Raw genomic sequence first — 23,681 nt, 5'->3', positions numbered from 1 at the left:
CGCGACCTGGCCGGAAGTCGTGATCCGGACCCCAACTGTCCCTGGTTAACCGCTGGTTGCCGTGCTAACTTCGCTGGTCGGTCAGGCAGGTGAACCGACTCAGGGGGAAAGTCGGTGCGGACAGGTGCGACGCCCGGCGAGCCGGGCGGCGATGGCGGACATCAGCCGGACTTCGAGCTGCTGTTACAGCTCACCGAGGTCCTCTGCGAGCTGGGCTGCGTGGAAGACGCGCCGAGCCGGGTGCAGTTCGCCGGTCTGCTGGGAGGGCAGCTCGGCCGGCAGGTCGACGTACGCGGCGTCAGGCTCCGTGAGGACGTGGCGACTCTGGTGACCGCCGCGCTGAGCGTGGCGGGCGGGGAACACGTACTTGTCGGAGTGGTCCGCATCCTCGAAGGGGCCTCGGCCGGAGACGAACTCGCACGGCTGATCGCTCCCGCCCCCGCCCTGGCCGGGCCGTTGTCCAAGGAGGACGAGAAGAGCGCCCGCGTCGCACTCACCCGCGGCGACCTGCCCGCCGCACGATTACGGGACGGTCTGGCCGAGGAGCTCGTCGGCGTCGACCTCCCCGACGGACTCACCCCCGAGCAGCTCTTCACGCACCTTCTCGAATGGAACGCGCAGGAGGACGGCCTGCCGCCCGTCGTCGTCCTCCTCGATCACGCGGCCCGGCTCGCCCGGACCCTCGAACACCGCCTCGCGCTGAAGGCGTGGGTCGACGACTGGGCCGGACGTGAGGGCCTGACCGCGGAGCTGGCGAGGCGCCGGGAGAGACGCGTCGCGGTGGTGTGGTCGCCCGACATCCCCCGCACCCTCGTCGTCGCCGTCGAACCGGCCCGGGACGGCAGCACGGACGTGGTCGTACGCACCTGGACGAACGCCACCCCGGGCCGGTGGGACCCACGCCCCGGCGAGCCGGACACGATCCCCTTGGACGACCTCGGCCGAGCGGTCGACAGAGCGCTCCGCAGCGGCACCCGACTCTGGCTGGTGCCGCGCGAACCGGACTCGGGCGGACTCCAGGAGCCGCCTGCGTACATAGAGTTCATCCTTCCGTACGACCTGCTGAACCACGATGTGGCGGGGTTGACGTTCGCCATCGGCGACGGTGAGCCCACTCCGCTCGGCCTGCGGTACGGGGTACACCTACGCAGCCTCGAACGCATGCGTACGGACAACGCCGTGGTCCGGCAGCAGTGGAAGCGGCGCTGGGCGGCTCTGAAGCACCATGGGATCTCGGTGCACGCCTGGAGAGAAGCGGACGCCCGGCGGCTGCGCGCGTGGCAGATCGCGCTCGCCGGGGAATCAAGGAGTACGGCAGTGCTGTTGGACGCGCCGACCGGGGCGTCGGCCCTGGAGGCACTCAAAGCGGCGATCGCGGAGGGGATCGGGCTGGCCGTCTGGGACCGCAGAGGTGTGTTCATGGAGGAGAGGCGCGAAGTGGTGACCGCGGTCTTCGCGGCCGTCACGCTGCCCGTCCAGCTTCCTTCCGTCATTCACCGCATGCGCCGGAACGCCGAGAGCGGCGCGGAGGACGCGGTCCAGTATCTGGCCCGGAACGTCGGATTCCTGTGGGACGACCCCACCCGAGTCGTCGACATCCAGACCACCGACCCCGGCGATCTCGCCAGCTGAGCTAGGAGGCTTCGGCATGAGCGCACAGGAACGGACGGCACCGGACGACTGGAAGGTCTTCCACGCCACCGGGCGCCCGCAGGACGCCCCACCCGTGCTGCCGGACCCGCCGCCCTGGCGGAGGTTCCGCGGCGGTCCCGTCGAGACCCCGCCCCCGGACGACGCCGAGGCCGCGCTGCGCCGTCTGGGGCCCGGCGGCCTCACACCGCAGCTCGACGAGGAGCAGATCGACACGGTCAACGCCGCCCTGCTGCTGCGCCGCCCCCTGCTGATCACCGGCCCTCCCGGCGTCGGCAAGTCGACGCTCGCCTACCTGATCTCGCGTGAGTTGGGCCTCGGCCGGGTACTCGAATGGAACATCGTGAGCCGTACCAGCCTGCGTGACGGCCTGTACGTCCACGACGCCATGGGCCGGGCCCAGGCCATCGCCGCCTGGCAGGCGGGACTGCGTGACGCGGCACGGGCGGAGCCGGTGTTCGAAGAAGGCGAACAGACCGTCAACCCCACGACCATGTCAAAAGATCGTCAACTTGCGCCGGTTATAGGCGAGTTCATTACACTGGGGCCGCTGGGTACCGCCCTGCTGCCCTACGAACGGCCCCGGGTGCTTCTCGTCGACGAACTCGACAAGAGCGACATCGACCTGCCGAACGACCTGTTGCACGTTCTGGAGAATGGAAGCTATGAGGTTCCCGAGCTGGTGCGCGACGCCGCCGAGGCGGCGAGCGTGCACACCAGCGATCCGGGAGGCCGGGCCGTGGTGCGCGACGGACGCGTCGAGTGCCGGGAGTTCCCGGTCGTGGTGATCACCAGCAACGGGGAGCGGGAGTTTCCCGCCGCCTTCCGCCGCCGCTGCCTGCCGATGGAGATGCACACCCCCACCCGGGAGCAACTACTGGCCATGGTGGAAGGACACTTGGGGCTCCGGCCGCGAGGCACCGAAGACCTCGTCGACCTGTTCGTTCAGCGGGTCCAGGCGGGCGGCGTCCACTCCCTCGACCAGTTGCTCAACGCTGTCCAGATGACTACCGCGGGTGGTTTTCAGGCTGACGGTGACGGGCGTAAGCTCGTCGAACTGCTGCTCCGCGACCTCGCGAAGGGCCGCTGATGACCCGGGAGCGTGCATCCGGACCGGGCGACGGGGATCCCGCATCGGGATCGTCGCCGCCTCCTTCGGTGTCCCCCGAGCCGCTCGCGCGTGCGAGCGAGCGCGGAGACCGGGTCCCGGCCGCTCCCGAACCCTTTGTACCGCGCTGGCAGGAGTTCGCCGACGCGGTATGGCTCGCCGCGCACTGGAGCCGGTACGCGGGCCCCGGCAGCGCGGCTCCGCAGGCACCGGCCCCGGCCGAGCAGGAGGCCCGCCCGCAGGACGCCGGCGCCGAACCGCCGGCCCGGCCGCCGGCCGACGACGACGACGCGCTCCTCGGTTCGCCCGCGGCCGCCGACGACGACGCACTCCGCGGTCTGCCCGCGGCCGGCAAGGACCTTCCTCCCCAGCCGCCCCCGGCGAGCCGCGCCCCCGACGCGTCGCTCCCTTCCACCGACGGGGCCGCAGCCCCGGCCGTCAGCCGTTTCTTACCCCACCCCGAAGGCCGCTTCACGCTGCGCCTCGGGCCGCCGCTGCTGCCCCAGGCCGCACCCGACCCGTCCGGCCCCGGCCGCGTCACGGCCCTGCTCGCGCGCGCCCTGCACCATCTGGCCCGCCGCATCCCGTCCCGGGACAGCATGGAGCTGGACGAGGAGACCACGGCCGAGCAGGGCCTCGCCGACGGGCTGTGGATGCCGTTTCTGCGGCCCGCCCGCGTCTCCGCCTTCGACCTGGTGCTGCTGCTCGACGACGCGCCGACGATGCGGATCTGGGAGGAGAGCGCCGCACGCCTGGCCCGCGCAGCCGAACACAGCGGGGCCTTCCGGAGCGTGCGCACACTCCGGGCGACCGTGCCCCGCACCGGCACCGCCACCCTGCGCTGGACCACGGGACGGGCCGTCGCCGACCCCGCCGAACTGCTCGACGGCCGGGGCAGCCGGATCTTCCTCGTCGTCACCGACGGACTCGCCCACGGCTGGGCCGCCCCCGCCGCCGACGAACTCCTCGGCCGGCTCGCGCACTCCGGCCCCACCGCCCTCGTCCACCTGCTGCCGCCGCATCTGCGCCACCGCTCCTCGCTCTACCCGTACCCGGCCGTCCTGGAGGCCGGCGGGTTCGGAGCTCCCAACGGCAGCCTCGGGCACTGGGCGCCACCCGGAGGCCCCGACCCGATGCGGCCCCTGCCCGAAGCGGGCGACGGCTCCGTCGCCGTCCCGGTGCTCTCCCTGAAACCCGCCTCCCTCGCCGCCTGGTCCGACCTGGTCACCGGCGGGCGCGGCGTCCGGCGTTCGCTGCCCGTGGTGCTCGCGGGCGCCCTGAGCAAGGGCGCGCCCGCTCCCGGTCTGCGCGCCCCGCGCCTCCCGCGCGCCGCCACCGCCGCCGTACGGCGCTTCTTCAGCCTGGCCACCCCCTCCGCCCGTCGGCTCGCCGCCCAACTCGCCGCCATTCCCTTCGACTTCGACCTCGTCGAGCAGCTGCGGCGGCGCGTCATGCCCGAGACCGGTCCGGACCACCTCGCCGAGATCCTCATGGGCGGGCTGATCGACTGGGAGGGCGGAGGGGAGGGGCGCCCCGAATTCGCCGAGGGCGTCCGGGAGGCGCTGCTCGCGACCACCACGCGCAGCCAACTCGCCCATACCGTCAGCGTGGTGGGCGAGCTGCCCGCCGCGGGGGAGCAGGGCGTCGCCCTGCGTGCCGCCCTGCACGACCCGCTGCGGACCCGGCTGCCCGACCCCGCCGAACGCGGCTGGGCGCGCAGCGAACTGGCCGTGATGCGAGCCCTGTCGGGGCCCTACTCCGAGCGGGCCCGGCGCATCGAACCGAATCTGTCCAGGAACCCGCCCGCCGCTTCCGCGCGGGTGGAGAACCGTACGTCCGCCCAGCCACCCCCAAAGGTGAATAATCCGGACGATACGCCTCCATCCAGCCCAGCGGGCAGTGACCCGGATTCGGGAATTTCCGATCTGACTGGAGAGTCCGCGCCGTCTGAGACGGCCGGCGTGCATCGACAAGAGACCCCGGAGGCAGAGCCGCTCATGCAGAGCACCACGACCGCGACGCCGGCCCTACTGGTGAACGTCCCCATGCGTAACACCTCGTTCGTCGGCCGCCAGGCGCTGCTGAGGGCCGTGGAGGAGCAGCTCGCCGCGCAGGACACCGCAGCCGTGCTGCCCAACGCCCTGCACGGCCTCGGTGGTGTGGGCAAGTCCCAGCTGGCGCTGGAGTACATCTACACCCACCAGCGCGACTACCGGATCATCTGCTGGATCCCCGCCGAACGCGAGAGCCTCATCCTGGCGGCGCTGTCCTCCCTCGCCTCCCAGCTGGGCGTCGCACCGGCCGACCAGGACAGCCTGGGCGCCGCCGCGGCCAACACCGCCGTGCCGGCCGTACTGGAGGCCCTGCGCACCGGGACGCCGTACGACAACTGGCTGCTGGTCTTCGACAACGCCGAGGACATCGAGGCCGTGCGCGGCTACTTCCCGCACAACGGGCCGGGCAAGGTCATCGTCACCTCCCGGAACCGGGGCTGGGAACGGGTGGCGACCTCCCTGCCGGTGAACGTCTTCGAGCGCGACGAGTCCATCGAACTGCTCCAGAAGCGCGCCAAGGACCTGCCCCGCGAGGACGCCGACCGGCTGGCCGAAGCCCTCGGCGACCTCCCGCTCGCCGTGGAGCAAGCGGGCGCCTGGCTCGGTGTCACCGGCATGGAGGTCGACGAGTACCTCGAACTGCTCGCCCAGCGCAGCCCGGAGATCCTCGAGATCGAGCAGAGCCCCGACTACCCGGTCTCCGTCGCGGCCGCCTGGGACATCTCCCTGGAGCGCATCAAGGAGAACAACCCGGGCGCCCGTCAGCTCCTCGACATCTGCGCCAGCATGGCTCCCGAGCCGATCCCGAGGTCCATCCTGCGCAGCAGCCGAGGCGTCAACATCACGCCCGAGATCGACCCGATGCTGCGCGAGCCGATCAAACTGAACCGGGCCATCCGCGACCTCAGCCAGTTCTCCCTGATCAGGGTCGACCCGCGTGCGGGCACCCTGCAGATGCACCGCCTGCTCCAGACCGTGCTCCTCGCCAAGCTGAGCGAGGAGGAACGCGAGCGGATGCGGGACGCCGCCCACCAGTTGCTGTCCGCCGCCAACCGGGGCCCCTTCGGATCCTCCCAGGAATGGCGCGACTACCAGGCGCTGCTGCCCCACGTGCTCGCCTCCCAGGCGGTGACCAGCACCGACTCCTATGTGCGTGACCTGGTCGACGACACCATGTGGTTCCTCTACTACTGGGGCGACCACCAAGGCGCCGCGGCCTTCAGCCGGCAGGCTTGGAGCGCCTGGCTCGCCGCCTCCGGCGAGGAGGACATCTATGTCATCCGCATGACCAAGGGTCTCGCGTTCCTGCTGCGCCAGGTGGGCCAGATCGCCGAGTCGATCCCGCTCACCGAGAAGGCGCTGGAGGTCTCCCGGCGGGTGCAGGTCGAGCCGGAGGAACTCATCGACTCCCTGTGCCAGATGTCCGACGCCCGCCGCTACCAGGGCCGGTTCCAGGAGGCGCGGGACCTGGGCAAGGAGGCCACCGAACTGGCCCGTTCGCTGTTCGGCCCGGAAGACCAGGCCGCCTTGCGGGGTGCTCACAGCTGGGCGGTCGACCTGAGACTGTGCGGGGAGTTCAGGGAGGCGCTGCCACTGGACGAGGAGACCGCCCGCCAGCGCGACATGCTGCTCGGCGACTCCAGCTTCTTCACGCTCAACACCCTGCACTGCGTCGCCATCGACAAGCGGGAGGCGGGCCGGTACCCCGAGGCACGCGAATGGCAGGAGGACGTCTACCGCAGGGCGCTCACCGCGCTCGGCGAGAAACACCACCTGACCCTGCGTATCGCCCGTGACCTCGCCGTCTGCCTCCGCCGGGACGGAGACCTCGCCGAGGGCGCCAAGCTCGCCGAGGAGACCCTGCTCAGTTTCAAGGCCCGCTACGGCGACGAGCACCTCGACTCGCTGACCACGGCGACCAACGTCTGTGTCGACCGGCGTCTGTCCGGGCGCCTGGAGGACTCCCAGCGCATCGCGGAGTCCACCGTGGACAGGCTGGTGCGGCTCCTCGGGCCGGACCACGCGCACACGCTGGTGGCCCGGGCGAATCTGGCCGCCACCAAGCGGGCCCAGGGTGACCTGGACACCGCGCAGGAGCTGGAGGACGACGTCGTGCGCCGGCTCGGTGACACGGTGGGGGCGCACCACGTCATCACCCTCACCGTCGGCATCGGCCGGGCCAACACCGCGTACGCCCGGCTCAAATTCGAGCAGGCGCACGCGATCGATTCCGCCAATCTGCCGCTGCTGACCGAGGTGGCGGGCGTGGAACACCCGCTCACTCTCTCCTGCACCGCCAACCTCTCCCTCGACCTGCGGGGACTCGGGCGGGCCGACGAGGCGGACGCGCTCCAGCACAAGGCGGTGGAGGGCTTCGCCGCGGTGCTGCGCAACAACCACCCCTGGCTCCAGGCCGCCCGCCAGCGCCGCCGCATCGAGTGCGACATCGCTCCCATGCCCATGTGACACGGGCCGCGTCTGTTTGCCTGGCTCCAACTTCCTTGCCATAGTGGGCGGTTGACACCGCAAGGGTGTTCGTGTCACGGGGGGCGCATGACGGCGGTCGTCTTCGTTCACGGAACCGGGGTGCGTGAACCGGCCCTCTCCGCCCTGGTGGGGCGGGTGACGGCCGGGCTGGCCGCACAGCAGGGCGGGCTGGACATCGTGCCCTACGACTGGGGAGCGGCACACGGTGCCACCCTCGCGGCCGGCGGCGCGAGCCTGCCGCCCCTGTCCGGCACCACGCGCGGTCCCGGTGCGGGCCCGGCCGGCCCGGACCAGAGCGACGAGACGACCGTTGCGTGGGCCGTCCTCTACGACGACCCGTACGCCGAACTGGCCTCGGCCGCCGCCGCATCCGGCCCGGTCGCCGAACGCCCGCCCGGCACCGTACCGCCGCAGCAGCGCATACGGTCGCTGCTCACCGCCCTCGCAGCCCGAGGCGACGAACCAGGAGCCGAGGTGGGCCCCGGACTGGCCCGCGCCGCCACCGACCTGGCCGCCCACCCCCTGCTCGGCCCCGCCGCCGACGCCCTCGGCCCGGCGGACCTCGCCGTTCTCGCCGCCCGCTCCCTGACCGCCCGCCTCATCGCCGACGCCCTCGACGCCGACTCCCCGCTGGTGCCGGTCGGTGAGACGCGGGACGCCGTCACCGACCGGATCGCCGAGGCCCTCGGCGCACCGACCCGGGGCAGCGAGCGGGGCCTGCGCTCCTACCTGCTGAGGTCGGCCGGGGCCATGGCCGCGCGGGCCGTCGAGCGCCGCCGGCGTGTCCTCACCGAGGCAGCCCACCCCGCCGCCGGTGACATCCTGCGCTACCTGAGCCGGGGCGCGGCCTTCCGGGACGGCCTGCGCACCCTCGTCGCCGGCCTGGAGCCGCCCGTCGTCGTGGTCGGCCACAGCCTCGGCGGCATCATCGCCCTGGACACGCTGATCTCCGCCCCGCTACCGCAGGTCGGGCTCCTGGTGACGGCCGGCTCCCAGGGGCCCTTCCTCTACGAGTCGGGCTCCCTGCCCTCCCTCGAACACCCCGCGCCCCTGCCGCCGCACGTCCCCGCCTGGCTGAACCTGTACGACCCGCGCGACCTGCTCGGCTATCTCGGGGCTGAACTCTTCCCGGGCCGCGTCACCGACGTCCCCGTCGACAGCGGTCAGCCGTTCCCCGCCGCGCACAGCGCCTACTGGACGAACCCCGCCGTGTACCGCCACATCGCGGACCACCTGCCGTGACCGGGCGGATGCCGTCCATCGACCCGGCCCGCGTGCATGCCCTGGTCGTCGGGATCGAGGCGTACGAGGCCGGGGACGCCTGGCGGCTGCCCGGCCCCGCCCGGGACGCCGTACGGTTCTGGCGACTGCTGCGGGACGCCGGGGTGCCGGAGTCCCAACTGCGGCTCCACCTTGCGCCCTTGCCGTCCTACGACCCACAAGTCCCCTTCCAGCGCGCGGACCAGGCGACCCTGCGCCGGGTGCTCGTCCGCGAACTGTCCCCGGCCCAGGGGGACATGCTGTGGGTGTGGTGGGGCGGGCACGGGGTGCTGGACCGGGCCGGGCGGCTCCGGCTGTTCTGCGCGGACGCGGGCGTCACCGACAAGGTGGGCATCGACCTGGACTCCGCGCTCGCCCGGTACGCGGGCGACGCCGTGCCCGGTCTGCGCGAGCAGATGTGGATCGTGGACGCCTGCGAGACCTTCGAGGAGGACCTGGCGTTCCAGGAGGCGCTGCCCGCCGACGCCCTGCCCGTGGACCGGCCCAACCACGCGCACCGGCAGATCGTGCTGCTCGCCGCCGGCCGGGGCAGGGCGGCGGCCAACGACCCCGTCCGTGGCACCGGCCTGTTCTCCGACGTCCTGCTCGGTCTGCTGGCCGACCGGGCGGAGGTTCTGCCCGCGCCGCCCGATCCGGAGGAACTGTTTCCGGCCGTTCGGGCGCGCATCGCCTCCCTCAGGGAAGAGGGCCGTACTCTTCAGCACCCCGAGATCCGGCTCCAGGGCCCCGACCGCACCGAGACCCTGCCCCCGGCCGGACCGCCCGCCGCGTCGCGCCCCCTCACGGCGTTGCAGCGGGCGGTGGAGGCCCTCATCGCCTACCCCCTGATGTACGACCCCGACGAGCGACAGACGGTCGTCGCCGCGCTGGACCCCGGTGTCGCAGGCGTACTGCGCCGTCACAGCAAGGCACGCACCGACGTCGTCAACATCCTCGGCGGGCTCGCCCGGCGGAATCCGGAGGCACTGTGGGACCTGTTCGACGCCGTGGTGTCCATCGACGACGACCCGAAACTGAAGGCCGAACTCGCTGCGGCGCTCGCCGAGTTGGCGGCCACTTCGGAGGGTCGGCGCGACCGGCGGTGATCAGTGGCGTGATCGTACGGTTTTCGCCCCGGGGGGTATTGGCCATGATGGAAAGACACGGGGCATCGCGTGCCACCGTGCGAGAAGGGGGAGCATCTTGGACCAGCCACCCGCTCTGCACCACGCCGGAGCCGCCGCACCTGAACCGGTCGTCGCCACCGCGGAGACCGATGTCTGGGAGTCCGATCTGGCGGATCTCGCGGCGCTGCCCCTGAGCGCCGTGGACGGTCTCCCCACCCTGCCCCCCACCACGCGCTTGCTGACCGAAGTGCTGCGTGCCCGGAGCAGTATGAGGAGCGGCGAGGGGCCGGGCGGCGCCCGAGCCGACTAGCCGCCGACCGCGTCCCGACGCCAGAGCCCCGGTGCGACACCCGCACGCGCACCGGGGCCCCCGCATGTCCGCCAACCCGACCGGAGGCCCGCGACGATGACCAGCGAGCAGCACCTCGCTCCACTCCGCATGCCGGACCGGCTCTTCGCGGAGCTGGCCGCCGGCGGCGGCTCGGCGGCGGCCGTCGCCTTCCTCGAACGGGCGGAGCGCGCCCGGCGGTTGCTGCTCCTGCGCACCCTCCTCGACGACCTCCGCGCCCTGCCCACCCCCCTCACCCCGGTCGCCGAGGCCTGGCGGGTGCTCAAGGAGGCGGCCGAGAAGTCGCCCGAGCCGGTCGAACGCCTGCTGCTGGCTCCGGCGACCGGCGGCTGGATGTCCCACATGCTGCGCCGGGTGCACGGCACGGCGAGCGGTCCGCCCCTGTGGGCGGAGACGGGCCACCTGAGCGCGCTGGCCCTCTCGGCCTCCTTGCACGCGGGCACGGAGACGGCACTCGACGTCCCCCTGACCAACGGGCGGCTGCCCCTGCCCGGTCTCGGCATGGTCCAGCTCCCCGACGCCGAGGAGGGCCTGTCGGTCGGCCGGGCCAGGACGGCCGGGGGAGAGCTGACGGTCACCGGACCGGGCCGCACGACCGGCTCGGTGCGGGTGACCTGCCGTCCGCTGAAACAGCGTGCCGACGCCGAAGGGGGCACCTGGCTCCCGCTGCGCACCCTCACCCACACCGGCCCCGGCGGTGGGACCCCCGTCACCGTCGTCCTCGAAGACCTCGACCCCTACCGCGATCTCGACGACCACCTGCCCCCCGCCCGGCTCGACGAGGACGAGGCACAGGAATGGCAGCGGTTGTTCGGCGAGGCCGCGCGGATCCTGGCACGTCCGGGCACACCGGGCCCCGGGCGGGTCGACCCCGCCATGATCCGGGCGATCGTGCCCTTCGGGCGCACCTCCGCCGGCCCGCCCCCGCCCCCCTTCGTGCAGGTGTCGGCCTCCAGCGGTGACTCCTTCGGCGGCATGCTCATCGTCCGTCCGGCCTCCGCGCTCGCCCTCGCCGAAACGCTGGTGCACGAGCTCCAGCACAGCAAACTGGCCGCCCTCCTGCACCTGTTCCCGCTGCTGGAGGACGACCGGGCCGAGCGCTACTACGCCCCCTGGCGCACCGACCCGCGCCACCTCACCGGCCTGCTGCACGGCGCGTACGCCTTCACCGGCGTCGCGGGTTTCTGGCGGGACCGGCTGGCCGGTGCGCAGGGAGGCGAGGGGGTCGAGCGGGCTGCCTACTTCTTCGCCCTGCGCCGGCTGCAGAGCCGCCTGGCCGTGCGCACCCTGCTGAGCAGCGGCCGGCTGACCGTCCAGGGCCGGGCCCTCGTGTCGGGGCTCGCCCGCACCCTGGACGGCTGGCTGCGCGAGCCGGTCCCACACGCCGCCCTCAACCGGGCCCGTACGGCCGCCGCGCTGCACCGCACCGAGTGGCGGTTGCGCAACGTCGACCCCGCGGTGGAGATACCGCCGGACGGCCCCCGCTTCCGCCCCGACCGCACATCCTGGCCCGACGTCCGCACCCACGCCTTCGCCACCCGCCCCGCCGCCCCGCGCACCGCCGACGAGCACCTCGCCGCCGGGGACGCGACCGCCGCGCTCGCCCGGTACGCCGGACAGCTCGCCGCCGACCCCGCCGAGCCGCACGTCCTGGCCGGCTGGATCGTCGCCCGGGCCGCGCTCGACCCCGGCCGGGAGACGCGGCGCATGCTGGCCCGGCCGGAGCTGCTCCAGCCGCTGCCCAGCGGCTGACCGGGGGACGAGCGGGGACGTCCCGGCCCGGGCTGGTTGTCGTCAGGCAGACGCAAACAAGAGTTCGCCGAAACGCGCGAGCAGCGCGTCAAGGGGCGCTCCGATGGTCAGGATGGAGACATGGCTTACCACGTCCACTCCGAGGCCGGGCGGCTGCGCCGCGTCATCCTGCACCGGCCCGATCTCGAGCTCAAAAGGCTCACCCCCAGCAACAAGACCTCGCTGCTCTTCGACGACGTGCTGTGGGTGCGCAGGGCCCGCGCCGAGCACGACGGGTTCGCCGACGTGCTGCGCGACCGGGGGGTCGCCGTCCACCTCTTCGGTGACCTGCTGGCCGAGGCCCTCGAGTCCCCGGCGGCCAGGGCCCTCGTCCTGGACCGGGTCTTCGACGAGAAGGAGTACGGCCCACTGGCCACCGACCACCTGAGAGCCGCCTTCGAGAACCTGCCCGGGGCGGAGCTGGCCGAGCTCCTGGTCGGCGGCATGACCAAGCGCGAGTTCCTCGACGTGCACCCGGAGCCGACCTCCGTGCGCTTCCACGTCATGGAACTGGACGACTTCCTGCTGGACCCCCTGCCGAATCACCTCTTCACCCGTGACACCTCCGCGTGGATCTACGACGGCGTCTCCATCAACGCGATGCGCTGGCCCGCCCGGCAGCGCGAGACCGTGCACTTCGAGGCGATCTACCGGCACCACCCGCTGTTCCGCGACGAGACCTTCCACCTCTGGTCCGAGGGGCAGGCCGACTACCCGTCCACCATCGAGGGCGGGGACGTCCTGGTCATCGGCAACGGGGCGGTGCTCATCGGCATGAGCGAGCGCACCACGCCCCAGGCCGTGGAGATGCTCGCGCACAAGCTGTTCGCCGCCGGTTCCGCCGAGACGATCGTGGCCCTCGACATGCCCAAGCGCCGTGCCTTCATGCACCTCGACACCGTGATGACGATGGTCGACGGCGACACCTTCACCCAGTACGCGGGGCTCGGCATGCTTCGCTCGTACACCATCGAACCGGGCGTCGGCGAGAAGGAGCTGAAGGTCACCGACCATCCGCCGGAGCACATGCACCGCGCGATCGCCGCCGCGCTCGGCCTGAACGAGATTCGGGTGCTGACCGCCACCCAGGACGTGCACGCGGCCGAACGCGAGCAGTGGGACGACGGCTGCAATGTCCTGGCCGTCGAACCCGGCGTGGTGGTCGCCTACGAGCGGAACGCCACCACCAACACCCACCTGCGCAAACAGGGCATCGAAGTGATAGAGATCCCGGGCAGCGAGCTGGGGCGGGGCAGGGGCGGGCCGCGGTGCATGAGCTGCCCGGTCGAACGGGAGGCCGTATAGCACCCACTGCCGTGCGGACACCTGCCGTATAGGCATGCTGAGTTTCGTATAGTATTCCAGTAGTCCTGCCCGTCCCCGTCCCGCCGTATCCCTGGAGCTCCCCATGGCGACAGTCCCGACCGCCCTCGCCGGCCGTCACTTCATCAAGGAGCTGGACTTCACCGAGGAGGAGTTCCGCTCTCTGGTCGAGCTGGCCGCCGAGCTGAAGGCCGCCAAGAAGGCCGGGACCGAGACGCAGTACCTGCGGGGCCGGAACATCGCGCTGATCTTCGAGAAGACCTCCACCCGCACCCGCTGTGCCTTCGAGGTCGCGGCCGCCGACCAGGGCGCCTCGACGACGTACCTCGACCCGTCCGGCTCGCAGATCGGCCACAAGGAGTCGGTGCGGGACACCGCGCGGGTGCTGGGCCGGATGTACGACGGGATCGAGTACCGGGGCGACAGCCAGCAGAAGGTGGAGGAGCTGGCGGCGCACGCCGGCGTGCCGGTCTACAACGGGCTCACCGACGACTGGCACCCCACCCAGATGCTCGCCGACGTGCTCACCATGACCGAGCACTGCGCCAAGCCGCTGACCGGGATCACCTTCGCCTACCTGGGCGACGCCCGCTTCAACATGGGCAACTCCTACCTGGTCACCGGCGCCCTGCTCGGCATGGACGTGCGTCTCGTCGCCCCGAAGGAGTACTGGCCGGCCGAGGAGGTCGTCGACCGGGCCCGTGCGCTCGCCGAGACCAGCGGCGCCCGCATCACCCTCACCGAGACCGTGGACGAGGGCGTCCGGGGCGCCGACTTCGTCGCCACCGACGTCTGGGTCTCCATGGGCGAGCCGAAGGAGGTCTGGGCCGAGCGCATCACCGCCCTCGCCCCGTACGCCGTGACCATGGACGTCCTGCGCGCCACCGGTAACCCGGACGTGAAGTTCCTGCACTGCCTGCCCGCCTTCCACGACCTCGGCACCAAGGTCGGCCAGGAGATCCACGCCGCCCACGGCCTGGAGTACCTGGAGGTGTCGGACGAGGTCTTCGAGTCGGCGCACTCCGTGGTCTTCGACGAGGCGGAGAACCGGCTGCACACCATCAAGGCGGTGCTGGTCGCGACCCTCGGCTGAGGCGCGTCAGGCCGACGGGCGCCGCTGTGCCGGTATCACCGGCAGCCTGAACCAGACCGCCTTGCCGGACTCGGTCGGCCGGTGCCCGCACGACGAGCTCAGGGCGCGGATCAGCAGCAGGCCGCGCCCGTGCTCCTGCCAGGGATCGGGCATCCCGCCGGACGGGCACGTCAGGTCGCCGGGCGGCTTCGGGTCGGTGTCGTGCACCTCCACCTGGCAGCCCGACGGCATCAACTCCACCACCAGCTCTATCGGCGTCTCGCCGGAGGTGTGCTCCACGGCGTTCGCCACCAGCTCCGCCGTGAGCAGCTCCGCGGTGTCGCGGTCGGCCGCGTGCTCCAGCTCGGCCAGCGCCGTACGGACCAGGGCACGGGCCACGGGCACCGCCGCGGCGGTGTGCGGCAGCGCGACGCGCCAGGAGGCGGGGGCTGAGGGGAGTTCGTACAAGGCGGGTCCGTTCATGGAGCAGGACATCCTGCTTTCAACCTTATGAATGGTACGGGGCCACTCTTCCGTGGCCTCCGAGGGGCACTGCCGGGAACCCTGCGGCCCCCTTGCCGCACGGCTTACCCAGGTGAACGGGGTGCCGCGCACAGCTGCTCCCGCCGTTACGCCGGTGTGGACGATCTGTGACGGATGTGACCTGCCCGGGTCACGCCCGGCTCCCCAGGAAGTCCTACCCGGACGGCCTATCGCGCACTCATGACGACAGTCACGGATGAGTGATAACTTCATGGGGTAGAGCTCAGTGAGGCAGTGCCCGCCCGAGGAGGCCGCACGTCATGAGTCCCTTCACCGGCTCCGCCGCCCGCACCCCGAGCTGGGAGCACCTGCGCGTCGACGTGGCCGACGGCGTCGCCACCGTCACCCTGGCCCGCCCCGAGAAGCTCAACGCGCTCACCTTCGGCGCCTACGCCGACCTGCGCGACCTGCTCGCGGAGCTGTCCCGGGAGCGGTCCGTGCGGGCCCTGGTGCTGGCCGGCGAGGGCCGCGGCTTCTGCTCCGGCGGCGACGTCGACGAGATCATCGGCGCCACGCTGTCCATGGACACCGCCCAGCTCCTCGACTTCAACCGGATGACCGGCCAGGTGGTCCGCGCCCTCCGGGAGTGCCCCTTCCCCGTGATCGCGGCGATCCAGGGTGTGGCGGCCGGCGCCGGAGCGGTCCTGGCCCTGGCCGCCGACTTCCGCGTGGCCGACCCCACGGCCCGCTTCGCCTTCCTCTTCACCCGCGTCGGCCTCTCCGGCGGCGACATGGGCGCGGCCTACCTCCTGCCCAGAGTCGTGGGACTCGGCCACGCCACCCGCCTCCTGATGCTGGGCGACCCGGTCCGCGCCCCCGAGGCGGAGCGCATCGGCCTGATCAGCGAACTGACGGAGGAGGGCCGGACCGACGAGGCAGCACACCAACTGGCCCACCGCCTGGCCAACGGCCCGGCCCTGGCCTACGCCCAGACCAAGGCCCTCCTCACGGCAGAACTGGACATGCCCCTCGCAGCCTCGGTGGAACTCGACGCCTCGACCCAGGCCCTCCTGATGACAGGCGAGGACTACGCAGAGTTCCACGCCGCGTTCACGGAGAAGCGCCCTCCCAAATGGAGCGGACGGTGACGGCAATGCCCTCAGGGGCGCGGGGAACTGCGCGACAAGCCACAACGCACCCGCAGCCGCCCGACGACAAGAGCCACCCCCTCCGCGTGGCCATCATCGGCGGAGGCCCCGGCGGCCTCTACGCCGCCGCCCTCCTCAAACGCCTCGACCCCACCCGCGACATCACCGTCTGGGAACGCAACGCCCCCGACGACACCTTCGGCTTCGGAGTCGTCCTCTCCGACGAAACCCTCGGCGGCATAGAACACGCGGACCCCCACGTCTACGAGGCCCTCCGGAGACACTTCATCCGCTGGGACGACATCGACATCGTCCACCGAGGCGTACGGCACACCTCGGGCGGCCACGGATTCGCCGCACTCGGCAGAAAACGCCTCCTGGAGATCCTCCACACCCGCTGCCGCGACCTCGGCGTCGACCTCCGTTTCCACACCGAGGCCCCGCACGACCTCCCGCGAACCCACGACCTGGTCATCGCCGCGGACGGCATCCACAGCAGCACCCGCGAGGCCCACGCGGACGTCTTCCGCCCCCACGTCACCACCCACCGCTGCCGTTACATCTGGCTCGCCGCCGACTTCCCGTTCGACTCCTTCCGCTTCGAGATCGCCGAGACCGAACACGGCGTGATGCAGCTCCACGGCTACCCTTACGCGCCCGACGCCTCCACCGTGATCATCGAGATGCGCGAAGAGGTCTGGCACGCGGCCGGATTCGACGAGCTCGGCGAAGCCGAGTCCATCGAACGCTGCGCCAAGATCTTCGCGGAGGCACTCCGCGGCCGCCCCCTGACGTCGAACAACTCCACCTGGACGACCTTCCGCACGGTCGTCAACGACCGCTGGTCGCACGGCAACGTCGTCCTCCTCGGCGACGCCGCGCACACCGCCCACTTCTCCATCGGCTCCGGCACCAAGCTCGCCGTCGAGGACGCCCTGGCCCTCGCCGCCTGCCTGGAGGAACAGGACACCCTGGACGAGGCCCTGACCGCCTACGAGGCGGAGCGGCGGCCCGTCGTCGCCTCCACGCAGCGCGCGGCCCGGGCCAGCCTGGAATGGTTCGAGAACCTCGCCCTGTACCTCGACCAGCCGTCCCGCCAGTTCGCCTTCAACCTGCTCACCCGCAGCCGCCGCGTCACCCACGACAACCTGCGGCTGCGCGACGCCCGCTTCACCGAGGCGGTGGAGCGCGACTTCGGCTGCCGGCCCGGCACGCCCCCGATGTTCACCCCGTTCCGGCTGCGCGGCCTGACCCTGCGCAACCGGGTCGTCGTCTCGCCCATGGACATGTACTCGGCGGTCGACGGCGTCCCCGGCGACTTCCACCTCGTCCACCTGGGCGCGCGGGCGATGGGCGGGGCCGGGCTGGTGATGACCGAGATGGTGTGCGTCAGCGAGGAGGGCAGGATCACGCCCGGCTGCGCCGGCCTCTACACCGGCCGGCAGGCCGAGGCCTGGAAGCGGATCACGAACTTCGTGCACGAGCGGGCGCCCGGCACGGCGATCGGCGTGCAGCTCGGCCACAGCGGCCGCAAGGGCTCCACGAAGGTGATGTGGGAGGGCATGGACGAGCCTCTGGAGGAGGGCAACTGGCCGCTCGTGGCCGCCTCCGCGCTCCCGTACAAGCCGTTCAGCCAGACTCCGCGCGAGCTGTCGCGCGCCCAGCTCACCGACATCCGCGAGCAGTTCGCGGCCGCCGCCTGCCGCGCCGCCCGCGCCGGATTCGACCTGCTCGAACTGCACTGCGCCCACGGCTATCTGCTCTCGGGCTTCCTCTCCCCGCTGACCAACCGCCGCACCGACGCCTACGGCGGCTCGCTGGACAAGCGGCTCCGCTTCCCGCTGGAGGTGTTCGACGCCGTACGCAACGTCTGGCCCGGGGAGCGGCCCATGACCGTCCGGATCTCCGCCACCGACTGGGCCGACGGCGGGACCACGGCCGAGGACGCCGTCGAGATCGCCCGGGCCTTCGCCGCGCACGGCGCCGACGCGATCGACGTGTCGACCGGGCAGGTCGTGGCGGACGAACGGCCCGAGTTCGGGCGCTCGTACCAGACGCCGTTCGCCGACCGGATCCGCCACACCACCGGCATCCCGGTGATCGCGGTCGGCGCGATCTCCTCCTGGGACGACGTCAACTCCCTGATCCTGGCGGGCCGCACCGACCTGTGCGCCCTGGCCCGCCCCCACCTCTACGACCCGCACTGGACGCTGCACGCGGCGGCCGAACAGGGCTACACGGGCCCCGGAGCCGACTGGCCGGCCCCGTACCGCGCGGGCAGCCGCCGCCCCCGGACGGGCCGCACGGACGCGCCCAAGCCGCGCCTCACTCTGGGACGCTGAGCAGCCCCACGAACTCGGCGCCCGCGTCCCGCAACCGTTCGTGCAGGCCCTGGAACACCGCCGCCGAGCGGGTGCCCGGCCAGTCCTCCGGGAGCAGTTCGGACGGCAGGCCCGGGTCGATGTAGGGGAGGTGGCGCCAGGAGTCCAGGGCGAGGAGGTAGTCGCGGTAGGCCTCCTCCGGCGGGGTGTCCTCGCGTTTCTCCCAGGCGCGCAGCACGCGTTCGTGGCGGTCGAGGAACGCCTCGTGCTCCTTGGCGATGGCGGCCAGGTCCCACCAGCGGGCGACGGCCTGAGCGGTCGGGGCGAAGCCGAGGTGGTCGCCGCGGAAGAAGTCGACGTACGCGTCCAGCCGCAGCCGCTGGAGAGTGTGCCGGGTCTCCTCGTACAGCCGCGCGGGTGCGATCCACACGCCCGGCGCGGCCGTACCGAAACCGAGGCCGGCCAGCCGGGAGCGCAGCACGTGCCGCTTCTGCCGCTCCGACTCCGGCACGGAGAAGACGGCGAGTACCCAGCCCTCGTCCTCGGGAGGGGCCGTGGCGTAGATGCGCCGGTCGCCGTCGTCGAGCAACTGGCGGGCGTCCGGGGACAGTTCGTACCCGGCCGCGCCCTGGGCGGTGCGGGCGGGCACGAGCAGTCCGCGTCTCTTCAGCCGCGACACCGAGGAGCGTACGGACGGGGCGTCGACCCCGACCGCGGCGAGCAGCCGGATCAGTTCGGCGACGGGCACGGGACCCGTCGCGAAGCGGCCGTACGCGCCGTAGAGCGTGACGATGAGAGACCGTGGTGCATGCTGGTCGGACACGTTGATCATCTTAGGTCGTACGGTTCACTCCCGGTCGTCTTCGGTGCCGCCGCCCGGGAGGAGCTCTCCCGTGCGCAGCCTGAACCGCTGCAGCTTGCCGGTGGCCGTGCGCGGCAGCGCGTCCAGGAAGACGATCTCACGCGGGCACTTGTACGGCGCCAGCTCGCTCTTCACGAAGGCGCGCAGCGCTCCGGCGTCCCGTTCCGCGCCCTCCTTGAGTACGGCGAAGGCGACCACGACCTGCCCGCGGGCCTCGTCGGGCCGTCCCACGACCGCCGCCTCCACCACGTCCGGGTGCCGCAGCAGCGCCTCCTCGACCTCCGGCCCGGCGATGTTGTACCCGGCCGAGATGATCACGTCGTCGGCGCGGGCGACGTACCGGAAGTAGCCGTCGGGTTCGCGGACGTAGGTGTCGCCGGTGACGTTCCAGCCGCCGCGTACGTACTCCCGCTGCCGCGGGTCGGCGAGGTAGCGGCAGCCGACCGGTCCGCGCACCGCGAGCAGCCCCGGCTCCCCGTCGGGCACCGGCTCGCCGTGCTCGTCCTGCACACGCGCCTGCCAGCCCGGCACGGGCACGCCCGTCGTGCCGGGCCGGATCCGTTCGTCGGCGGCCGAGATGAAGATGTGCAGCAGTTCGGTGGCGCCGATGCCGTTGATCAGACGCAGGCCGGTGCGTCCGCGCCAGGTCTCCCAGGTGGCCGCCGGCAGGTTCTCTCCCGCCGAGACGCAGCGGCGCAGGGACGAGACGTCGTGCCCGTCGAGCTCGTCGAGCATCGCGCGGTACGCCGTGGGGGCCGTGAACAGCACGGATACCCGGTGCCGGGCGATGGCCGGCAGTAACTGTTTCGGACCGGCCTGTTCGAGCAGCAGCGCACTCGCCCCGGCCCGCAGTGGGAAGACCACCAGCCCGCCGAGGCCGAAGGTGAAGCCGAGCGGGGGGCTGCCCGTGAACACGTCGTCGGGGCGCGGCCGCAGCACGTGCCGGGAGAAGGTGTCGGCGATGGCCAGGACGTCCCGGTGGAGGTGCATGCAGCCCTTGGGGCGGCCGGTGGTGCCGGAGGTGAAGGCGATCAGCGCGACGTCGTCGGCCGCCGTGTCGACGGCCTCGTACGGGGTGCCGGGTGCCGGGCGGTTGAGGAGGTCGTCCGGGGCGTCACCGCCGTAGACCGTGATCCGCAGGTCCGGGATCTCGGCCTTGGCGAGGTCGTCGACGGCCCGGATGTCGCACAGCGCGTGCCGGACCCGGGCGATCTCGCACATCGTGCTCAGCTCGTGCGGGCGCTGCTGGGCGAGCACGGTGACCGCGACGGCCCCCGCCTTCAGCACGGCCAGCCAGCAGGCCGCGAGCCACGGTGTGGTGGGGCCGCGCAGCAGGACGCGGTTGCCGGGGACGACGCCGAGTTCGCCGGTGAGCAGGTGCGCGATGCGGTCGACGCGGGCGCGAAGATCGGCGTACGTCCACGGCTTTCCGGCCGGGGTGAGGAACGCCGGGCGGTCGCCGGGCGGGCCGCTGAGCAGTTCGGCGGCGCAGTTGAGCCGTGCGGGGTAGCGCAGCTCCGGCAGATCGAAACGGAGCTCGGGCCATTGGTCCGGGGGTGGCAGATGGTCACGGGCGAAGGTGTCGACGTGGGCCGTACCCCGTGGATTCATACGATTCGCCCCCTTGGCGTGGTGGGCTCGCCCCAGGAGCGTATCGTGTTGGTGACGGCAGTCAACGGTCCGCGATAGCCTCGGAGTGGCCCGGCCGGGAGGCAGGCGTGGCGGAGAAGGGACCGGCGATGACCGCATTCTCGCTCGAACCGGCACAACTCGCCTGGTGCGCCGAGCTGCGCGCCCTCGCCGCGGAGCGGCTGCGCCCGCTGGCCGAGAAGGGCGATCCGGGCCGGGTGAACCGGGCCCTGCTCGCCGAACTCGGCGGACTCGGACTGCTCGGCCGCCTCTTCACCTCCGGCGCGCTCGAGCTGTGCCTGATGCGCGAGTCCCTCGCCTACGCCTGCACGGAAGCCGAAACGGCCCTGGCCCTCCAGGGCCTGGGCGCCCACCCGGTCCACGCCCACGGCACGCAGAGCCAACGCGCCCGCTGGCTTCCCCGCGTCGCTGACGGCAGCGCGGTGGCGGCGTTCGCGCTGAGCGAGCCGGGGGCGGGGTCGGACGCGGCGGCGCTGGACCTGCGCGCGGAGCGGGACGGCTCGCTGGGGGCGGCAGCCGGTGGTGGTTCACCGGGAGAGGCGTCCGGTGCCGGCTCACGGGGCCGTCCGGTCGCCGGTGGCGGTGCTGGGGCGGTGGTCGACGGCGGTTTCGCGGGCGGGGCGCCTTCCGGCGGTGCGGTGGCCTCCGGCGGGAGCGCTTGGGCTTCGGCCGACGGTCGTTTCCGGGGGCGGGCCGCGTCCGACGGTGCTCGGGAGCAGGCCGGGCCCGATGGTGCTCAAGGCTCCCGGACCGGTGGCGGTGGCTCACCGGGCCCGGCGGCACCCGACGGCAGTGCCCGGGGGATGCGGGCCCCTGCCGGCGGATCTCCGGGATCCGGGCGCTCGGTCCACGGCGTACCGGCTCCGGCCGAACTCGCCGCCGACCCCGACGGCTCCGCCCGCTGGCGTCTCACCGGTGCGAAGTGCTGGATCTCCAACGCGCCCGAGGCCGACTTCTACACCGTCTTCGCGCGGACCACCCCGGGTGCGGGGGCGCGTGGCGTCACGGCGTTCCTCGTGCCGGCCGACCGTCCGGGGCTGACCGGCGCCGGGCTCGACATGCTCTCCCCGCATCCCATCGGCGCCCTCGACTTCGACGCCGTGCCGGTGACGGCCGACGACGTGCTCGGCGAGGTGGACCGGGGATTCCGGGTCGCCATGGGGACGCTCAACCTGTTCCGCCCCAGCGTCGGCGCCTTCGCCGTCGGCATGGCCGGCGCGGCGCTCGACGCGACCCTCGCGCACACCGCCGGGCGGGACGCCTTCGGCGGCAAGCTGCGGGACCTGCAGGCCGTCTCCCACCAGGTCGCCGAGATGGCCCTGCGCACGGAGGCGGCCCGGCTGATGGTCTACGCGGCGGCGACGGCCTACGACGAGGGCGCCCCGGACGTGCCCCAGCGGTCCGCCATGGCGAAACTGCTCGCCACCGAGACCGCGCAGTACGTCGTCGACACGGCCGTCCAGCTGCACGGCGCCCGCGCGCTGCAACGCGGTCACCTGCTCGAACACCTCTACCGGGAGGTGCGCGCCCCTCGCATCTACGAGGGCGCCAGCGAGGTGCAACGCGGCATCATCGCCAAGGAGTTGTACGCCCGGAAGGGGGCCGAGTGACCACCGAGCGCGTCAACCCGCCCGAGCTGTCCCCGCCGGCCGGCTTCTCGCACGCCGTCGTCGCCTCCGGCTCCCGTGTGGTGTTCCTGGCGGGGCAGACCGCCCTCGACGGCGACGGCAAAGTAGTCGGCGCGACCCTGCCGGAACAGTTCGAGAAGGCCCTCACCAACCTGCTGTCCGCCCTCGCGGCGGCCGGCGGCACCCCGTCGGACCTCGCCCGCGTCACCGTCTACGCCACGGAGGTCGAGGCGTACCGCGCGCACGCGCGTGAACTGGGCCGCCTGTGGCGCGAACTGGCCGGCCGCGACTACCCGGCCATGGCCGTCGTCGAGGTCGTCCGGCTGTGGGACGAGGAGGCACTGGTGGAACTGGACGGCTTCGCGGTACTGCCGTAGGGCGGGGCGGCCTTCCGGTCAGGCCGCGACGGTCAGCCGTTCCACCGCCACCCGGCGGGGCTCCAGCACGCGTCCGTCCGGCAGCAGTTCGCCGGTGTCGTCGAAGACGATCGCCCCGTCGCACAGCAGGCTCCACCCCTGCTCGGGGTGGGCGGCGACGACGTGCGCGGCGGGGGAGTCGGTCGCGGGGCACAGGGGCTGGTGGGCACACATGGCGCACCTCCACGTCGGTAGGGCCGTCCGAACGGTTCGTACGGCTCTTACGGACAGACCATCCTCCCGTCGGGAACTCATCGGAACGGCATGGGGCGAAGCGTGACAGGCCCCGGACATTCCCCGGACGGTTCCACGACGCCCGGTGCGGACTCGCCACCGAAGGGGTGAGGGTCACGGGCGCCGGGCCGGAGGCCCGGTACGAGTGGAAGCCGCAATTCCACTCCTTTCGGGAGGTTCCCCCCATGCGTCTACGTCCCCTTCTCGGCGCGGCGGCCGGTGCCGTGCTGCTCCTGCTCACCGGCACCGCCGCGACGCCCGCCACCGCCGCGCCCACCCCGTACGAGGCCGTGACGGTCGACTCGGTGGGCCGGATCGCCGCCGACGGCACCGTCACCCTCTCCGGCACCTACCGCTGCCAGAGCTCCAGCGGCCCGGTCTTCGTCAGCTCCTCCGTGAGCCAGGGCGTCTCGACGACCCGTCACGGCATCGGCGGCACCCGGGCCGTGTGCGACGGCGCGGTGCACCGCTGGGTGAACACGGGCCGCCCCATGCCCGGCGCGCTCGTGCCCGGCGCGGCCCACGTCGAGGCCACCCTGATGGAGCTGCGCACCTTCAGCGGCCTCCCGTTGCCCCGCTTCCACGCCACCCAGGGGCAGGCCGTCACTCTGACCCAGGGCTGACCGCGACGGGGAACGGACCGGTGGGCGGCCCGGGTTCGGGGGCGCCCACCGGTCCGGTGACCTGGGCTCCCCTCGTCGCGGTGGTGCGCGACGGC

At 72.7% G+C, this 23,681-nt stretch carries 18 protein-coding genes and 1 pseudogene; 15 read left to right on the top strand and 4 right to left on the bottom strand.

The window, feature by feature from the left end; genetic code table 11:
• The first annotated feature begins 114 nt into the window (after positions 1-114).
• The 9 genes from ACZ3I3_RS13490 (at position 115) to argF (ending at position 14,242) form a co-directional block, all read left to right on the top strand.
• Positions 115-1,632: a VMAP-C domain-containing protein gene (locus tag ACZ3I3_RS13490; protein WP_467364641.1), complete on the top strand. Its 1,518-nt coding sequence runs from the start codon at positions 115-117 to the stop codon at positions 1,630-1,632.
• 16 nt (positions 1,633-1,648) lie between these two features.
• Positions 1,649-2,740, top strand: a complete 1,092-nt coding sequence (locus tag ACZ3I3_RS13485) for an AAA family ATPase (RefSeq protein ID WP_467364639.1) — start codon at positions 1,649-1,651, stop codon at positions 2,738-2,740.
• A gap of 68 nt (positions 2,741-2,808) precedes the next feature.
• On the top strand, positions 2,809-7,278 hold the full coding sequence (gene fxsT / locus ACZ3I3_RS13480; RefSeq protein WP_467364637.1) for an FxSxx-COOH system tetratricopeptide repeat protein: 4,470 nt from the start codon (positions 2,809-2,811) through the stop codon (positions 7,276-7,278).
• Positions 7,279-7,398: 120 nt separating this feature from the next.
• Complete coding sequence (locus ACZ3I3_RS13475; RefSeq protein WP_467364635.1) at positions 7,399-8,541, top strand: alpha/beta fold hydrolase; 1,143 nt, start codon at positions 7,399-7,401, stop codon at positions 8,539-8,541.
• Positions 8,538-9,665, top strand: a complete 1,128-nt coding sequence (locus tag ACZ3I3_RS13470; RefSeq protein WP_467364633.1) for an effector-associated domain 2-containing protein — start codon at positions 8,538-8,540, stop codon at positions 9,663-9,665. The genes ACZ3I3_RS13475 and ACZ3I3_RS13470 overlap by 4 nt, the downstream gene beginning before the upstream one ends.
• A gap of 97 nt (positions 9,666-9,762) precedes the next feature.
• Positions 9,763-9,996 carry a hypothetical protein gene (locus tag ACZ3I3_RS13465; protein ID WP_467364631.1) on the top strand — a complete coding sequence of 78 codons (234 nt, stop codon included), beginning with the start codon at positions 9,763-9,765 and terminating at the stop codon, positions 9,994-9,996.
• A 96-nt stretch (positions 9,997-10,092) separates the two neighbouring features.
• Positions 10,093-11,787 carry an HEXXH motif domain-containing protein gene (locus ACZ3I3_RS13460; protein WP_467364629.1) on the top strand — a complete coding sequence of 565 codons (1,695 nt, stop codon included), beginning with the start codon at positions 10,093-10,095 and terminating at the stop codon, positions 11,785-11,787.
• A 120-nt stretch (positions 11,788-11,907) separates the two neighbouring features.
• Positions 11,908-13,131 (top strand): arginine deiminase, encoded by a 1,224-nt coding sequence (locus ACZ3I3_RS13455; RefSeq protein ID WP_467364627.1) that lies wholly within the window; start codon positions 11,908-11,910, stop codon positions 13,129-13,131.
• A gap of 103 nt (positions 13,132-13,234) precedes the next feature.
• A complete protein-coding gene (argF, locus tag ACZ3I3_RS13450; protein ID WP_467364625.1) occupies positions 13,235-14,242 on the top strand; it encodes an ornithine carbamoyltransferase in 1,008 nt (335 codons plus the stop codon).
• A 6-nt stretch (positions 14,243-14,248) separates the two neighbouring features.
• On the opposite strand, the gene ACZ3I3_RS13445 is transcribed toward argF, so the two are convergent.
• A complete protein-coding gene (locus tag ACZ3I3_RS13445; RefSeq protein ID WP_467364623.1) occupies positions 14,249-14,716 on the bottom strand; it encodes an ATP-binding protein in 468 nt (155 codons plus the stop codon).
• Between the two features lie 308 nt (positions 14,717-15,024).
• On the opposite strand from ACZ3I3_RS13445, the gene ACZ3I3_RS13440 reads away from it, so the two are divergent.
• Entirely contained in the window at positions 15,025-15,852 is an 828-nt protein-coding gene (locus ACZ3I3_RS13440; RefSeq protein ID WP_467364622.1) for an enoyl-CoA hydratase family protein, read from the top strand.
• Entirely contained in the window at positions 15,837-18,194 is a 2,358-nt protein-coding gene (locus ACZ3I3_RS13435) for a bifunctional salicylyl-CoA 5-hydroxylase/oxidoreductase (RefSeq protein WP_467364620.1), read from the top strand. Before ACZ3I3_RS13440 ends, ACZ3I3_RS13435 begins: the two co-directional genes overlap by 16 nt.
• On the opposite strand, the gene ACZ3I3_RS13430 is transcribed toward ACZ3I3_RS13435, so the two are convergent.
• Together ACZ3I3_RS13430 and ACZ3I3_RS13425 are read right to left on the bottom strand one after the other, a co-directional pair.
• Complete coding sequence (locus ACZ3I3_RS13430) at positions 18,178-19,005, bottom strand: PaaX family transcriptional regulator (RefSeq protein ID WP_467364618.1); 828 nt, start codon at positions 19,003-19,005, stop codon at positions 18,178-18,180. The two genes, ACZ3I3_RS13435 and ACZ3I3_RS13430, sit on opposite strands and share 17 nt — an antisense overlap.
• Before the next feature lie 15 nt (positions 19,006-19,020).
• A complete protein-coding gene (locus ACZ3I3_RS13425) occupies positions 19,021-20,646 on the bottom strand; it encodes an AMP-binding protein (protein ID WP_467364616.1) in 1,626 nt (541 codons plus the stop codon).
• A 128-nt stretch (positions 20,647-20,774) separates the two neighbouring features.
• On the opposite strand from ACZ3I3_RS13425, the pseudogene ACZ3I3_RS13420 reads away from it, so the two are divergent.
• The 3 genes and pseudogenes from ACZ3I3_RS13420 to ACZ3I3_RS13410 form a co-directional block, all read left to right on the top strand.
• Positions 20,775-21,041 (top strand): annotated as a pseudogene (locus ACZ3I3_RS13420) (acyl-CoA dehydrogenase); the annotation flags it as partial.
• Between the two features lie 81 nt (positions 21,042-21,122).
• Complete coding sequence (locus ACZ3I3_RS13415; RefSeq protein WP_467364984.1) at positions 21,123-22,295, top strand: acyl-CoA dehydrogenase family protein; 1,173 nt, start codon at positions 21,123-21,125, stop codon at positions 22,293-22,295.
• Complete coding sequence (locus ACZ3I3_RS13410) at positions 22,292-22,690, top strand: RidA family protein (RefSeq protein WP_467364614.1); 399 nt, start codon at positions 22,292-22,294, stop codon at positions 22,688-22,690. Before ACZ3I3_RS13415 ends, ACZ3I3_RS13410 begins: the two co-directional genes overlap by 4 nt.
• A gap of 18 nt (positions 22,691-22,708) precedes the next feature.
• On the opposite strand, the gene ACZ3I3_RS13405 is transcribed toward ACZ3I3_RS13410, so the two are convergent.
• The gene (locus ACZ3I3_RS13405) at positions 22,709-22,903 is read right to left on the bottom strand and encodes a DUF5999 family protein (protein ID WP_467364613.1); all 195 of its coding nucleotides are present in this window, start codon (positions 22,901-22,903) and stop codon (positions 22,709-22,711) included.
• Positions 22,904-23,148: 245 nt separating this feature from the next.
• On the opposite strand from ACZ3I3_RS13405, the gene ACZ3I3_RS13400 reads away from it, so the two are divergent.
• On the top strand, positions 23,149-23,586 hold the full coding sequence (locus ACZ3I3_RS13400) for a DUF6299 family protein (RefSeq protein WP_467364611.1): 438 nt from the start codon (positions 23,149-23,151) through the stop codon (positions 23,584-23,586).
• The last annotated feature ends 95 nt before the right edge of the window (positions 23,587-23,681 follow it).

The sequence above is a fragment of the Streptomyces sp. NPDC016851 genome, from assembly GCF_055562795.1.
This window is presented reverse-complemented; position numbering and strand designations above follow the sequence as displayed.

Bases quoted from the DNA above. Each gene is read 5' to 3' on its own strand.
- ACZ3I3_RS13485 (WP_467364639.1), top strand. From the start codon at position 1,649: ATGAGCGCACAGGAACGGACGGCACCGGACGACTGGAAGGTCTTCCAC.
- ACZ3I3_RS13460 (WP_467364629.1), top strand. From the start codon at position 10,093: ATGACCAGCGAGCAGCACCTCGCTCCACTCCGCATGCCGGACCGGCTC.
- ACZ3I3_RS13455 (WP_467364627.1), top strand. From the start codon at position 11,908: ATGGCTTACCACGTCCACTCCGAGGCCGGGCGGCTGCGCCGCGTCATC.
- argF (WP_467364625.1), top strand. From the start codon at position 13,235: ATGGCGACAGTCCCGACCGCCCTCGCCGGCCGTCACTTCATCAAGGAG.
- ACZ3I3_RS13445 (WP_467364623.1), bottom strand. From the start codon at position 14,716: ATGTCCTGCTCCATGAACGGACCCGCCTTGTACGAACTCCCCTCAGCC.
- ACZ3I3_RS13440 (WP_467364622.1), top strand. From the start codon at position 15,025: ATGAGTCCCTTCACCGGCTCCGCCGCCCGCACCCCGAGCTGGGAGCAC.
- ACZ3I3_RS13435 (WP_467364620.1), top strand. From the start codon at position 15,837: ATGGAGCGGACGGTGACGGCAATGCCCTCAGGGGCGCGGGGAACTGCG.
- ACZ3I3_RS13430 (WP_467364618.1), bottom strand. From the start codon at position 19,005: ATGATCAACGTGTCCGACCAGCATGCACCACGGTCTCTCATCGTCACG.
- ACZ3I3_RS13425 (WP_467364616.1), bottom strand. From the start codon at position 20,646: ATGAATCCACGGGGTACGGCCCACGTCGACACCTTCGCCCGTGACCAT.
- ACZ3I3_RS13405 (WP_467364613.1), bottom strand. From the start codon at position 22,903: ATGTGTGCCCACCAGCCCCTGTGCCCCGCGACCGACTCCCCCGCCGCG.
- ACZ3I3_RS13400 (WP_467364611.1), top strand. From the start codon at position 23,149: ATGCGTCTACGTCCCCTTCTCGGCGCGGCGGCCGGTGCCGTGCTGCTC.